A 13,502-nucleotide genomic window follows, 5' to 3' on the forward strand; every position below is an offset into this window, starting at 1 on the left:
TGATGTCACCTCGTTTGATTGAGCCAGGCATGGTCAATACGCCCTTTTTTTGATGAACCGCCTGAAACGGCGCTGGAAGCTCGCGATATTGCCAACGCGGTTATTTATGCGCTCTCTCAACCGGCTCATGTCGACGTTAACGAGATCCTGGTTCGCCCCACCCCGCCGAGTGACTAACCGATCAAACAGGTTACGCAGCCCAAAAGGGCTGCTCCTTGCATTTGGCCTTCATAGCCCGCATACACTCTACTAACAAGCGTGCTAATGATTTAACCGCGTGCCGCCTCATTGCCTACGCGTCCAAATCTTTAAGCATGCTCCACGTCTTTATTAGTAGGTGAAATATGAGCCAACTCTCTTCGACCGCGCTCTCTGTACTCGACCTTGCCCCTATACGCCAAGGCGGCAGCGCTGCTGAAACGTTCCGGGATAGCGTTTCACTGGCACAGCGAGCCGAGCAGTTGGGCTATACCCGTTACTGGCTTGCCGAACATCACAACATTCCTGGAATCGCCAGTGCCGCCACGTCCGTTCTGATTGGCCATTTGGCAGGCCACACTTCCACTATACGGCTGGGCTCGGGCGGGGTAATGCTGCCTAATCATCCTCCGCTTGTGATTGCTGAGCAGTTTGGCACGCTGGAAACGCTCTATCCTGGGCGCATTGACCTGGGACTTGGGCGGGCGCCCGGTTCTGACGGTGCCACTATGCGTGCCATGCGGCGCAGCATGCATGCGGGCGTAGATGATTTCCCCGAGCAACTAAGCGAGCTGCGTCGCTACCTGGGTGATGCAGAGCCCGGCCAGCAGGTGAAAGCGGTACCTGGCCAAGGAACTAACGTGCCTATCTGGCTGTTGGGTTCAAGCGGCTACAGCGCCCAACTGGCCGCCAGGCTGGGCCTGCCCTTTGCATTTGCGGCGCAGTTTGCACCCGGCTACCTATTTGAAGCGTTACGCCTCTACCGCGATAACTTCCGCCCGTCTGAGCATCTGGATAAGCCTTATGCCATGGTCGGGCTGCCGGTGATGGCCGCAGAGAATGATGCCATGGCGCACTACCTTGCTACCTCCGCCCAGCAGAAGTTTCTGAACCTGATCCGTGGCAAGCCGACTCAGTCGCAGCCTCCGGTAGAGCAGTTGGACTGGTCACCCATGGAGCAGTCGCAAGTCAACCAGTTCCTGGGTGCCGCGATTATTGGTGGTCCAGAAACAGTTAAAGCAGGACTTGAAGACTTTCAGGAACGTACAGGCGCCGATGAGTTAATGATTAATAGTGACTTTTTTGATCATGCCGACCGCGTGCGCAGCTACGAAATCGTTGCTCACGTAGCAAAATAAGCGCAACGTACAGCCACTTAAGGGGCCTCAAGCGCAGATGCCCCTTCCATGTTGACAGCCGCAGGCATCGCTGCGGCCTGGTACCATTCACGCCCCTCACATGCTACTCGGCTTATCTCTACCAGGTATTAACCATGTCTACACTTACCTTCACCTTGATGACGCAAGACGACTTCGCTATTTTCTGGCCCACTTTTAAGGCGATTGTGGCGGAACAATACACCTATGCCATTGACCCCGACATTAGCTACGAGGCGGCCTACTCACTATGGTGCCAAGTCCCCAAAGCCACGTATGCCGTCAGAGATTCAGCAGGCGAACTGGTGGGAAGCTACTACCTCAAAGCCAACGCGGCAGGCCCGGGTGGCCATGTGTGTAACTGCGGCTATATGGTCACCGCTGCTGCCCGCGGTAAAGGCGTTGCGCGCGCGATGTGTGAACACTCTCAGCAACTAGCCCGCACCCATGACTTTAAAGCCATGCAGTTTAACGCTGTTGTTGCCACGAACGAGGCAGCGGTAGCGCTTTGGCAGCGTTTAGGATTTAGTATTGTGGGCACGGTGCCGAAAGCTTATTGTCACGCAACACAAGGACTCGTAGACAGCTACGTGATGCATAAATTCTTATAACTTATTCGACTAAAATATTAATTTTCATAGCTTTATCGATATCACAACCACCCCAACGAACCATGCTCTGGGAGATGCATTAGGTTTTCTCGTTGTCATGTTGATGACAGTGGCGGCGCTTGGCATACCCGCAGAGAAAAGCGCAACAATCGATCCAAAGCAAGGGCGTTTGAGCTTTACATAAACAACACGAATAAGGCGTTATGGCGTTTTACCCGTAGATGCCCGTTGCACTAATGCATCCTGAAGATAGCGCTCTGCCCTACTGCTTCCCATCGCGCTCAAGTGCGCCACATTGCGTTCCGGGATGACCGAGGTATCACCATAAAACTCAATGGCTTTTTCAACGCTCGCTTCGCGCAATAGGTGCACCATTGCGTAGGGTGAGCGGTTGGTGTAGTTCGAAGCGTCCTCTGGCGTGGCGTCCTCAAAGCAGTAGTCCGGGTGAAAAGTCGCCAGCTGATAAACACCTTCATAGCCCTGTTCGGCCAGCATGCTTTCTGCCAGTTCTACATAGTCCAGATAGTGGTCAAAGTGCTTAAAAAGCGTGGGAAAGACCAGCAGCGTGGTTTCTGTTTCCGGATGCTCATCCAACCACTGCACTTCGACCATCAGCTCTTCCAATGCCACCTCAAGCTTTTTTGAGCGTACGACGCCCACACGAATAGTGTCACGCTCTACTTCTCGCTGAGCAAAGGGACATACGTTTTCAGCCACAATAAAGTTGCGCACCCAGCTCAACGTTTGCTCAATGACATCACTATCTGAATATTGCATCGCTCTTTTACATCCGCTTTATCGTGTTTAGTACGCGCCAGTGTACACTGATCGCTGATGGCTTAGCTGATGCTTTTAGCCGTGCTGCGCAAAGCACGTTAGCGCAGCCTCATAGGATTTAAGGATATGCTCATCAAGAAGCTTTCGCGCTGCTTTCACATCGCGCTTTAAAGCAAGCGCCACTAGCTCATGGTGCTGCTGATCCAACTCCTGGCGAATGACCGGCATTTTGGGGCCCAAGCGCCGGTACCGATCAAATTGATCGTGCAGCTGTTCAATAAACCGCAGCGACCATATAGAGCCGCACGATGCGACCAGCGTGCGATGAAACTGGGTATGCAATCGCTCCCACTCATCGTCATTATCCAGCGTCATGTCGGCACATTTCAGGCGATGCTCTGCCGCGAGAAGGTTTGCCTCCCACGCCGCATCCCCCAGCGAAATTGCCTGTTCAAATGCCATACCTTCCAAGGCCAAGCGCGTTTTTACAATATCATCCAGTTCACTGCGTGAAAGAGTCGGCACCCGAAAACCGCGCTGATTTTCCTGTATCAGCAGACCATAGGCGGCCAACTTGTTTAACGCTTCACGCAAGGGGCTTAAGCCCACTTGATACAGCTCTTTAAGCGCATTGATTGCCAACTTTTCGCCAGCAGCAAAACGCCCATTAACCAGGTCTTTGCGTAAAATATCGTAAATACGGCTAGATGCTGTTGTTGTGGAGGGCTGAACGTACTGGTTCATGGTAGGGTCCTTTCATCCACCGGTGAGCGCATATCACTTATTCCGTTTGACGCCTGCTAACGCTCTTGATTATATTATTCTACCCTGAAAAATAATCGATTTTATTACATATAAACGATATAAAGAGAAAATATGGTTTTTCAACGCATCTACTACCGTTTTCGGCCTGCCTACCATAGCGTGACACGCTGATGAAACAGACAGCCCTGTTCTGGGCCTTCTTTCGCGTCGGTATTTTTGGTTTCGGTGGCGGCCCCTCAATGATACCGCTGGTACATGCAGAAGTCGTTACACGCCACCAATGGCTGACGGACGAAGAGTTTGCCGACATATTAGCCATTGGCAACACCTTGCCTGGCCCTATCGCAACTAAAATGCCTGGTTATATCGGCTATCGTGTAGGCGGCATTAGTGGCTGTATAGCGTCGGTACTTGCTGTTTGCTTCCCTATGATAGTTGCCATGGTGGTCATGCTGGGCGTTTTTAGTCGGTATCGGGATGTGGCCTGGATTCGTGGGATGGGGCAAGCCGTGGTGCCCGTCGTCATGGTGATGATGGGGCAACTGGCTTGGGACTTCTTTGATAAATCGCAAAAGGCGCTAGGCTGGCTTGTCAGTAGCCTAATGGCGATTACCGCTGGCCTATTGATTTATTGGCTAGGCATTCACCCCGGTTTTATTATTGGCGCGATTTTGCTGGCGGCGCTGTTACGCCCTTCCACGGCTAAAAAAGCGGAGCGCTCAGCATGATTTATTGGCAGCTCTTCCTGGCATTTTTTGTCCCGAACATTGTTGGCTACGGCGGTGGCCCAGCCATTATCCCCCTGCTTGAAGCCGAAGTAGTCGGCCGCTATGGCTGGATGACGTCTCAAGGGTTTGCGGAAACGCTTGCGCTTGGAAACGCGCTGCCTAGCCCGATTGCTACTAAAATGGCCGGCTACGTGGGTTATGAAGTGGCCGGCATCGGCGGTGCCGCCGTCGCGATAGCGGCAACGGTTGTGCCTTCACTACTGCTGATGATTGCCGCACTAGGGCTTTTGTACCGCCATCGCGAGTCGCCCCAAGTCAAGCGTATGAGCCAATGGGTACGCCCAGTAATCGCCATTATGATGGCTTGGTTAACGTTGGGCTTTTTCCTTGAAGGCGTTAATGGCGCAGGGTGGGCACATACGCTGATTATCGGCGCCATTGCCGCGATTGCGCTGGTACGGTTCAGCGTTCATCCCGCGTTTGTGGTGATGGGTGCGCTTGTGTACGGCGCCTTTATCCTTCCCTAAGGTTTGTACAAAAAGAGCCTGTGTTCATCTTCTTCTCCAGCTTCAACCGCCGCGCGCTATTAAAGCGCCGGCGGTTGGAGTGGCTATTGCGACGCAACCCACGCATCATAATAGCTTCTTTCGCTCTCGGTTCATGTTAACTCCCTATGCCCCCACTGTTTTCCACCTCTGGTAACGCCCCGTCGGTTAACGGTTTTTTCAACGTGTTTCGCTACAGCAAGCGAGCCCTGGGCCTTGTTTGGGAAACCTCCCGTTGGATGATGTTCGGGCTGGCGCTTTGCACGCTGGTGGCTGGCGTGTTGCCTGCGGCGGGTGCCTGGGTGGGCCAACTGATCATTGATGGCGTCGTCAATGCAATGGACACCTATCGCGACAACCCTTCCGCTAACCTGACGGTTATTATTATGCCGGTGCTTGAGCTTGTGGCGTTAGAGGCTCTCGTCATCGCCTTGATCGCACTGGCCCAACGCGGGCTTTCTGCTCAGCAGTCGCTGCTTCGCGCCCTGCTGGGCCAGAAAGTCAATGTCATGATTTTAGAAAAAGCAGGCACGCTATCATTAAGCCAGTTCGAGGATTCAGAGCTTTATGACCAATTAACACGTGCTCGCCGTGAAGCCTCCACGCGGCCTTTAGCGCTGGTTAATAAAACCTTCGGGCTGCTGCAAAATGCCATCTCACTGGTCAGTTTTAGTGTACTGCTTGTGCAGTTTTCCCCTTGGGCGCTGCTGATTCTAGCGGCAGGCGCCCTACCGGTGTTCGTTTCAGAAGCCAAGTTTTCAGGTGATGCATTTCGCTTGTTTCGCAGGCGCTCACCCGAAACGCGTATGCAGGGCTATTTGGAAACCGTACTGGCCCGCGAAGACAGCATTAAAGAAGTCAAACTGTTTGGCCTTGAGCCGCTTTTTTTGCAACGCTATCGCGATATTTTCAACCGACTATTTCGCGAAGACCGGCGGTTGGCACTCCGCCGCGAGGGCTGGGGCTTCTTGCTTGGCTTGCTGGGCACGCTAACGTTCTACGCAGCGTATGGCTGGGTAGTGGTTGAGACGATTGCAGGTGCTATCACGCTGGGTCAGATGACCATGTACTTGATGGTGTTTAAACAGGGCCAGTCTGCGCTTTCTGCAAGCCTTACCGCCATCAGTGGCATGTACGAAGACAATCTCTATCTCTCCAACCTCTACGAGTACCTGGAACAACCTACCCAGCAGGAAGGCGGCACGCGCTTGCAAGGCACGCTTCCCGGCGACGGGCTGCGCTTTGAAGATGTAAGCTTTGCTTACCCAGGCGGCAAGCAGGTATTGCAGCATATCTCACTGCACCTGTCTCCCGGTCAAAGCCTTGCCCTGGTCGGCGAAAACGGCTCCGGAAAAACCACCCTCATTAAGCTTTTAACGCGGCTTTATCACCCTACAGCGGGGCGAATTCTGCTGGATGGCAGTGATCTTCGTGACTGGGAAAACAGTGCGCTACGCAAACGCGTCGGGGTTATTTTTCAGGACTTTGTCCGCTATCAATTGCCGGTTGGCGAAAATCTGGGCGTGGGCGACACCCAGGCGTTTAATAATCAAGCGCGCTGGCAGCAGGCCGCTCGCAATGGCATGGCCGACAGTTTTATCAAACGCATGCCTCAAGGCTATAACACTCAGTTGGGCCGCTGGTTTAAGGATGGACAGGAACTCTCTGGCGGGCAGTGGCAAAAGATAGCGCTCTCGCGCGCTTACATGCGCGAAGAGGCCGATATTTTAGTGCTGGATGAACCCACCGCTGCGATGGACGCCGCCGCTGAAGCCGACGTATTTACAAGGTTTCGGCAGCATAGCCACAATAAAATGACGATTCTCATATCGCACCGCTTCTCAACCGTCCGCAATGCGGATCTCATCCTCGTTATTGACCAAGGAGAGATTATTGAACGCGGCACGCATGAGGCATTATTGGCTATCAATGGTCGTTATGCTCACTTATTTCATCTGCAGGCGAAAGGCTATCGCTAAGTAAATGTTGCAGCATTTTTATCAATACGTTAAAACAAAGAGGTTGCCTGCTGAAGGCAACCTCTTTGTTTTAACTCGCTGTATTAACCGAGAAACTATCATGCGCTGGCAAATCCGCGTCACACGATCCAATAAGCTACCCCGCGTTATGCATAACGTGGCGAGTGCTTATTGTCATCGTGCGCCAGAGTAAGAGAGTTATCACTGGCCGCGACGATCTCGCGGCCAGTCTCAGTTAAAACCCGCCCTTCTCTTAACGACTGACCGCAAGCCCGTCCGGCCTCCCAATGAATGTATGGAGACCGAACTCATGGCAATCACTCTTACCCGTAACTTGTTCAAAATTCTAAGAAAGCACCGCATACAGCGCCGCCTGCCTACAGACCGGCGTCTACACGATGCTCACCTGCTTAACGATATCGGCTTACGTTGGGAGCACGGCCAACTGGTCTCAATTCATGGCGTAGAAGAAGCGGCCGCCCGCACACAGCGTCATCAGGCTGATAATCGCAATGCTTATGAAACGTGTCCCCACTGCGGGAGCCGGTTGACATAGCCAACGCCCCGGCCACAGGAAGTGGTCGGGGCGTTCTGTTTTGATAAAGCCACGCAGAAGTATTGCCAAAACGCTTTATCAAGCGGCTTGGCGATACCCCCGCAGGGCCTTGCGCCCTTTACGGGAGTAGCTGCCTTTACCTTTTTTGGGCGTTTGCTGCTGCATCTTGAACATGGGGGTTCGTAGCTGTGCTTTGAGCGCGTTGTCGCGAATCTTGTGTTGCTTCATGGAGTCTTCCTGTAAAGCGGATTTATTTAAAAGCTGTATAAAATAAAGCTATATAAATAGCGGTGCCTGCTTGTGCAGGCACCGCTATGACATTATGAGATGCCTAACGTTCCCATGCGCTCATTTAATATCACTCATCCCATTTAGGTGCAAAGTCAGGGTTGGCGATGCGCTCCTTGCGGTCCAGCTTGGCAATGTCGTCCATTTCACTGTCGTTTAATACAAGATCAAACGCGGCAATATTGCTTTGGATATTACGCGCCTTGGTGGAAGAAGGAATGGTGATCATGTCGCGCTGATTGACCCAGGCCAAGGCGATTTGCGCAGGCGTTACGCTGTGCGCATCCGCGATCTGCTGGAGCGTGGCATCGTCCATTACCTTACCCACCGCCAGCGGCATAAAGGCCGTTACCTGAATACCGTGATGCTCGCAGCGCTCAACCAGCTTGCGGTTTTGCAGGAAAGGATGCACTTCAATCTGATTGGTGAGGATTTCGCCTTTACCCAAAATCTCCACCGCTTTATCAAGCTGTTCAATAGTGAAGTTGGATACGCCGATGTGGCGCGCCTTACCCAGTGCCTTCACCTCTTTGAAAGCGGCCAGGTACTCTTCCATCGGCACTTCGTTATCCGGCGATGGCCAGTGGATCAGCAGTAGGTCAACGTAATCGGTACCGAGCTTTTCCAGGCTTTCATCAACACTCTCTTTCAAGCGCTGCGGCGCCAGGTTGTCGAACCACACTTTGGTGGTCAGAAAAATGTCGCCACGCGGTACGCTGCTGTCACGAATCGCTTCACCAACGCCCTTCTCATTACCGTAAAACTGAGCGGTGTCGATATGGCGATAGCCTGCTTCAAGCGCCGCATGGATGCTCTCTTTAAGCGTATCGCCTTCCAGGCGAAAAGTACCAAAGCCGGGGTTAGGCATAACCTTTTGCATCATTAACATCCTTTTCTATTGATAGCGTGTTAATTAACATGGGGCGGCCACCGCGTGACTTCAACCACCTATTCAAAAAAGCCCATACCACGTTTGGCGCCATAAGCGATAGAATTATGAAAATTCGCTTGCTAACATTCTCTTGCTAACCAAGATACCGCCCATGCCCCCCGATAACGACACACTTGCAGCGACCGATGCCCCGCTGCTTCCCATTCACCGCCAGCCGGGCTTTTTAAGCTTTCTTCTCTCTCGCCTTGCTGCCGTTTTTGCCATGCAAATTCAAGCCATTGTGGTGGCATGGCAGGTATATGACATTACCCGCGATGCCATGTCGCTTGCCTACGTGGGGCTTGCGCAGTTTCTGCCTATGGTGATTTTACTGCTGCCCGCAGGCGATGTGGTCGACCGTTTTCCGCGCAAGCGCATCCTACAACTCAGTTGGGCGGTACAGGGTATCTGTAGCGCCCTGCTGCTTTTATTGGCGCAGGCCAATCATGGCAGCGTTATTGAATTTTATGCTGTGCTGGCTCTGTTTGGCTGTGCTCGGGCGTTTACCGGCCCCACGCTGCAAAGTATGTTGCCCAACATTGTGCCCCGCACTCAGTTGGCCCAGGCCATTGCGCTGAATAGCTCGATCATGAAAGTCGCCGTGATCAGCGGGCCATTGCTGGGCGGCGTGCTTTACGCCATGGGCGGCGGTAGTCTGGCCTACGCCGTGTGCCTGGGCTGCTTTATCGTCGCGCTGGCCTTACTGGTGCTGGTACCGGTGCGCTATGTCGAGAAAGCCAAGGTATTGGAAAGTACCGCTTGGAAGCGTTTTTCCGCAGGTATTCGTTATATCCGCTATCAGCCGATTATTCTGGGCGCCATTTCGTTGGATCTGTTTGCCGTGCTGCTGGGCGGCGTCGTGGCACTGCTGCCCATTTACGCTCAGGAAGTCTTGCATGTGGGCCCTGAAGGATTGGGTGCTCTGCGCAGCGCAATTGCGGTGGGTGCATTATTGATGGGGCTTTATCTTGGCGTTCGCGGCATCAAGCGACGCGCCGGGCATGTGATGTTTGCCGCCGTGGCCGTGTTCGGGTTGGCGAATCTAGTGTTCGCGTTCTCCACCCTGTTCTGGGTGTCGATGATCGCCATGCTGGTGGCGGGTGCGGCCGATATGATCAGCGTTTATGTACGCACCACCGTGATTCAGCTAGCCACGCCGGATGAAATGCGCGGCCGAGTGAATGCCGTCAATATGCTGTTTATTGGCTCAAGCAATGAGTTAGGCGAGTTCCGCGCGGGCAGCATGGCCGCCGGGTTTGGCGTAGTGCCCGCCGCGGTAATTGGCGGCGTAGGCACGCTGGCGGTGGTCGGCCTGTGGATGCGTCTGTTCCCGACGCTATGTCGGGTCGACCGCTTCGATGATGCCCGCTGAAGCAAGCATATTAGCGGGGCTGCTCGCGACCATACTGACCACGCTGCCCACCAGAATCACACAGGGTGACGGCAGCGGATGATCCGCCAGGCGCTGGGGCATATCATTAAGCGTACCCACCAATGCCTGCTGTTCGGGCAGGCTGGCATTGGCGACCAGCATGATCGGCCACTCATCGGGCAGTCCCGCCTGGCGTAGCCCTGTGCAAATGGCCTCTACCTTGGAAAGCCCCATATAAAATACCAGGGTTTCATCGCGACGGGCCAGGGTTTGCCAGTCGGGCGCGCCGCCCTCACGGCATAGCTGTGCAGTAATAAAGCGCAGTTGCTGAGAGTGGCCCCGGTCGGTCAGCGGAATCCCCAAACTTGCGGCGGCGGCAGACGCCGCAGTAATCCCGGGCACAATGTGTGCGGGCACATTGGCATCCGCCAGGGCGGCAAGCTCTTCGCCCATACGCGCAAATATGCCGGGGTCACCGCCTTTCAAGCGCACCACCGATTTGCCGGCGGTTGCCAATTTGACCATCAAGGTGCCAATTTCCGCTTGCGGCATGCTGTGATGGCCGCTGGCCTTGCCAACGTAGTAACGCTCAGCGGAAAGCGGAACCAGCCCTAACACATCGTCGCCTACCAAACGGTCATACACGATAGCATCGGCCTGCATTAACAGCCGCGCGGCTTTCAGCGTTAACAGCTCCATATCACCACTGCCCGCACCAACCAGATACACATGCCCAGCCGTGCATTCGCCGCGTAGCTTAAGCGAAGGAGTGCTTGAGGCGCTGCGTGGGGAACGCTGGAACGGCGACAGCACGCGCTGCGTAAAGCACAACGTGGCCTCAGGCCACTTCTGTAGTAGACGCTTGCTTAGCACGCGCATGTGAACGCTCCTCTTCAATCAGGGACTTCAATTCAGGCAAACAACTACCGCATTGGGTTCCGCAAGCAAGCCGTGCGCCCAACGCTTCAACGCTGGTATCACCGGCACGAATAGCATTAACAATCGCCGCCTGGCCCACTTGGTGGCAGCTGCATACTACGGGGCCGGTATCCGCAGCGCCATCTTCGCACCCCGCCAGCAGTCGGCGCCGGTGCTTATCACTGATGGCTGTTTCGTTAAAACGCGCTTCAAGCCAGGCAAGCCCGGGCAATTCGCGCGGCGGGCCGACCATCAGCCACCAGCGCAGTTTGCCCCGCACAATAGCCGCAGCGCGCAAGCGGCCATTGCCGCTGTCTTCACACCACAAAGAAGCCCCTTCGGGTAGCCACGTAGTGAGTAGCGCCAGCCAATCATGTACCGGCTTTGCATCAGCCAGCTGCCAACGCTGACAGCCCTGCATGGGTACGCGTGCCCAATAATCGCTTCTGCACCACGGGGGCACTTCCTGACTATTATCCCCTAATGGATGGGCAATCAACAGCGTTGCCTCCCAAGCTGCTTCAAGCGGTGCCAGCGCCACAGCGCCGTGCTTGGCTTCTGGCTGGCCTGACACAGGGTCGGTCAAAGCTTTTAGCATGGCACCGCTACGCGCCGATTTACTGAACGCATCGCTCCAGTGCATGGGAATAAACACCTCGCCACGCCGCTGGGCATTCGAGATTCGCACGCGCCCCCGGTACTCGCCACTGGCGGCGGACAATACTGCCAGTTGCTGGTCGCCAATGCCATAGTTCGCAGCATCGTCTGGATGGAGCTCAATAAACGGCTCGTGGCGATGGTTCATTAGCCGGGGCGCACGCGCCGTGCGCGTCATGGTGTGCCACTGATCACGAATACGCCCGGTGTTCAGGCGCAGCGGGTAGGCGTCACTTAAGCGTTGCTCCGGCAAGCGCGGCGTTATGGCGATGAAGTTGGCGCGCCCATCAGGCGTGGCAAACTTGCCATCTTCAAATAACCGCGCCGTTCCGTGAGGCGCTGAAGACGTCACCGGCCACTGAATAGGCGCCAGCGCGTCGTAGCCCTCGCGCCCAAGTCCCACCAGGCCGGAAATATCGAATAGCCGTTTGCTCTCTCCCTCATTCTCGAAGCCGGAAAGGCGCGCGTGCTCATCAAAAATCTCATGGGGATGGTTATAGTCAAACGCCTCATGAAAGCCCAACCGTTTGGCGGCTTCGCACATAATCCACCAGTCGTGACGTGCCTGGCCAGGCGCAGGTAGCAAACCACGCTGCCGTGAAATACGCCGCTCGGAATTGGTCACCGTGCCGTCTTTTTCAGACCACCCCGTCGCGGGCAGAATGATATCGGCGTACGCCAGCAGGTCGGTATGGCTGGCGCACTCAGACACAATTACCAGTGGGCACTTTTCAAGCGCACGCCGCACGCGGGCGGCATCCGGCAAGCTGACCACCGGGTTGGTGGCCATTATCCACAGCGCCTTTATGTCGCCCCACTCAACTGCTTCAAAAAGCTCAATCGCCTTATAGCCAGGCGCCTGGGGCAATTCAGGCGTTAACGTTTCCGTCGCCCAGAAGCGGGTGACTCGCCTGAGGGCGCCGGGCGTGTGGTAATCCATATGCGCGGCCAGCTGGTTGGCAAGCCCACCCACTTCACGCCCGCCCATGGCATTGGGTTGGCCGGTAATCGAGAAAGGCCCCGCCCCCGGCAAGCCGATTTTGCCGCCCGCCAGATGACAGTTGATGATCGCGTTGCACTTATCAGTACCGCTTGTGGATTGATTGACGCCCTGGGAGTAGAGCGTCACGACATGGAGTTGGCTGGCAAACCAGTAGTAAAAGGTCTCCAGCCGCTCTGGGTCGATATCACATATCGCCGCCACGCCATTAATGTCGCAGTGGCTCGCGGCCAGTAGCGCTTCGTCGAAACCTTGTGTATGGCGGTCCAGATAGAGCTGATCCAGCTTGTTATTCTCAGCCATCCAGGCCAGCAGACCGTTGAACAGCACCGCATCGCTGCCGGGTGCGATGCCGAGGTAAAGGTCGGCAATTTCGCAGCTGTCGGTCACGCGTGGGTCGATGACCACCACCCGCATCAGCGGATTGCGCGTTTTGGCGACCTTCAAGCGCTGATAGAGTACTGGATGGTTCCAGGCCAGATTCGAGCCCACCAGCACCACCAGCTCGGCCTCTTCAATATCTTCATAGTTGCAGGAAACGGCATCCGCGCCCAACGAACGTTTATACGCCGCCACGGCAGAGGCCATGCAGAGCCGTGAGTTGGTATCCAGGTGCGGCGTGCCTAAAAAGCCTTTAAATAGCTTATTGGCCACATAGTAATCTTCGGTCAATAGCTGGCCTGAAAGATAGGCACCGACTGACTCAGCGCCGTAAGTTGCGCGAGTTGTTTGCAACCGCTCTGCCAAGGTGGTTAACGCCACATTCCAGTCAACCGCTTGGCCATCGACCCAGGGCGTGGTGAGCCGGTCATGGTGGCCGAGGGTTTCGTGAAGTGCCGAGCCTTTCACACATAGCCGACCAAAGTTGGCGGGGTGGTCACGGTCGCCTTCAACGGCGCTGATTGTGCCGCTAGCCACAGTGGCGATTACGCCGCAGCCGACACCGCAATAAGGGCACGTTGTGTTTGCTTTACAAGCCGAGCGTGTGGCCTGGGACATACTGATTTCCTCCCGCTTAAA

13 protein-coding genes and 1 pseudogene are annotated in these 13,502 nt (G+C 55.1%); 8 read left to right on the plus strand and 6 right to left on the minus strand.

Annotation, left to right across the window (positions count from 1 at the left end; all coding sequences use genetic code 11):
* Nucleotides 1–2 precede the first annotated feature (2 nt).
* The 3 genes and pseudogenes from FKN99_RS11845 to FKN99_RS11855 form a co-directional block, all read left to right on the plus strand.
* Nucleotides 3–177, plus strand: a pseudogene (locus FKN99_RS11845) (short-chain dehydrogenase); the annotation flags it as partial.
* Nucleotides 178–344: 167 nt separating this feature from the next.
* The gene (locus tag FKN99_RS11850) at nucleotides 345–1,337 is read left to right on the plus strand and encodes an LLM class flavin-dependent oxidoreductase (protein WP_172118041.1); all 993 of its coding nucleotides are present in this window, start codon (nucleotides 345–347) and stop codon (nucleotides 1,335–1,337) included.
* Between the two features lie 134 nt (nucleotides 1,338–1,471).
* Nucleotides 1,472–1,966, plus strand: coding sequence for a GNAT family N-acetyltransferase (locus tag FKN99_RS11855; RefSeq protein WP_172118042.1), 495 nt, complete (start codon nucleotides 1,472–1,474; stop codon nucleotides 1,964–1,966).
* Between the two features lie 201 nt (nucleotides 1,967–2,167).
* Here the strand turns inward: FKN99_RS11855 and FKN99_RS11860 are convergent, their stop codons facing one another.
* Complete coding sequence (locus tag FKN99_RS11860; RefSeq protein ID WP_172118043.1) at nucleotides 2,168–2,743, minus strand: DUF1415 domain-containing protein; 576 nt, start codon at nucleotides 2,741–2,743, stop codon at nucleotides 2,168–2,170.
* Nucleotides 2,744–2,818: 75 nt separating this feature from the next.
* A complete protein-coding gene (locus FKN99_RS11865) occupies nucleotides 2,819–3,487 on the minus strand; it encodes a GntR family transcriptional regulator (RefSeq protein ID WP_172118044.1) in 669 nt (222 codons plus the stop codon).
* 191 nt (nucleotides 3,488–3,678) lie between these two features.
* Here FKN99_RS11865 and FKN99_RS11870 point away from each other — a divergent pair, with 191 nt between their 5' ends.
* The 4 genes from FKN99_RS11870 to FKN99_RS11885 all read left to right on the plus strand — a co-directional run bounded on the left by FKN99_RS11870 (nucleotide 3,679) and on the right by FKN99_RS11885 (nucleotide 7,316).
* Nucleotides 3,679–4,236, plus strand: a complete 558-nt coding sequence (locus FKN99_RS11870; protein WP_172118045.1) for a chromate transporter — start codon at nucleotides 3,679–3,681, stop codon at nucleotides 4,234–4,236.
* Entirely contained in the window at nucleotides 4,233–4,763 is a 531-nt protein-coding gene (locus tag FKN99_RS11875) for a chromate transporter (protein ID WP_172118046.1), read from the plus strand. Before FKN99_RS11870 ends, FKN99_RS11875 begins: the two co-directional genes overlap by 4 nt.
* Before the next feature lie 146 nt (nucleotides 4,764–4,909).
* Complete coding sequence (locus FKN99_RS11880) at nucleotides 4,910–6,760, plus strand: ABC transporter ATP-binding protein (RefSeq protein ID WP_172118047.1); 1,851 nt, start codon at nucleotides 4,910–4,912, stop codon at nucleotides 6,758–6,760.
* Between the two features lie 310 nt (nucleotides 6,761–7,070).
* The gene (locus tag FKN99_RS11885) at nucleotides 7,071–7,316 is read left to right on the plus strand and encodes a hypothetical protein (RefSeq protein ID WP_172118048.1); all 246 of its coding nucleotides are present in this window, start codon (nucleotides 7,071–7,073) and stop codon (nucleotides 7,314–7,316) included.
* Nucleotides 7,317–7,394: 78 nt separating this feature from the next.
* On the opposite strand, the gene arfA is transcribed toward FKN99_RS11885, so the two are convergent.
* Nucleotides 7,395–7,544: an alternative ribosome rescue factor ArfA gene (gene arfA / locus FKN99_RS11890; protein ID WP_172118049.1), complete on the minus strand. Its 150-nt coding sequence runs from the start codon at nucleotides 7,542–7,544 to the stop codon at nucleotides 7,395–7,397.
* 130 nt (nucleotides 7,545–7,674) lie between these two features.
* Nucleotides 7,675–8,484 (minus strand): 2,5-didehydrogluconate reductase DkgB, encoded by an 810-nt coding sequence (dkgB, locus tag FKN99_RS11895; RefSeq protein ID WP_406565429.1) that lies wholly within the window; start codon nucleotides 8,482–8,484, stop codon nucleotides 7,675–7,677.
* A 163-nt stretch (nucleotides 8,485–8,647) separates the two neighbouring features.
* Here dkgB and FKN99_RS11900 point away from each other — a divergent pair, with 163 nt between their 5' ends.
* Nucleotides 8,648–9,907 carry an MFS transporter gene (locus FKN99_RS11900; protein WP_172118051.1) on the plus strand — a complete coding sequence of 420 codons (1,260 nt, stop codon included), beginning with the start codon at nucleotides 8,648–8,650 and terminating at the stop codon, nucleotides 9,905–9,907.
* On the opposite strand, the gene cobA is transcribed toward FKN99_RS11900, so the two are convergent.
* Nucleotides 9,872–10,786, minus strand: a complete 915-nt coding sequence (gene cobA / locus FKN99_RS11905) for a uroporphyrinogen-III C-methyltransferase (RefSeq protein WP_172118053.1) — start codon at nucleotides 10,784–10,786, stop codon at nucleotides 9,872–9,874. The two genes, FKN99_RS11900 and cobA, sit on opposite strands and share 36 nt — an antisense overlap.
* Entirely contained in the window at nucleotides 10,746–13,481 is a 2,736-nt protein-coding gene (locus FKN99_RS11910; RefSeq protein ID WP_172118054.1) for a nitrate reductase, read from the minus strand. Before FKN99_RS11910 ends, cobA begins: the two co-directional genes overlap by 41 nt.
* Nucleotides 13,482–13,502: the final 21 nt, after the last annotated feature.

This window comes from Halomonas hibernica (assembly GCF_013183775.1).
Taxonomy (GTDB): domain Bacteria; phylum Pseudomonadota; class Gammaproteobacteria; order Pseudomonadales; family Halomonadaceae; genus Vreelandella; species Vreelandella citrativorans.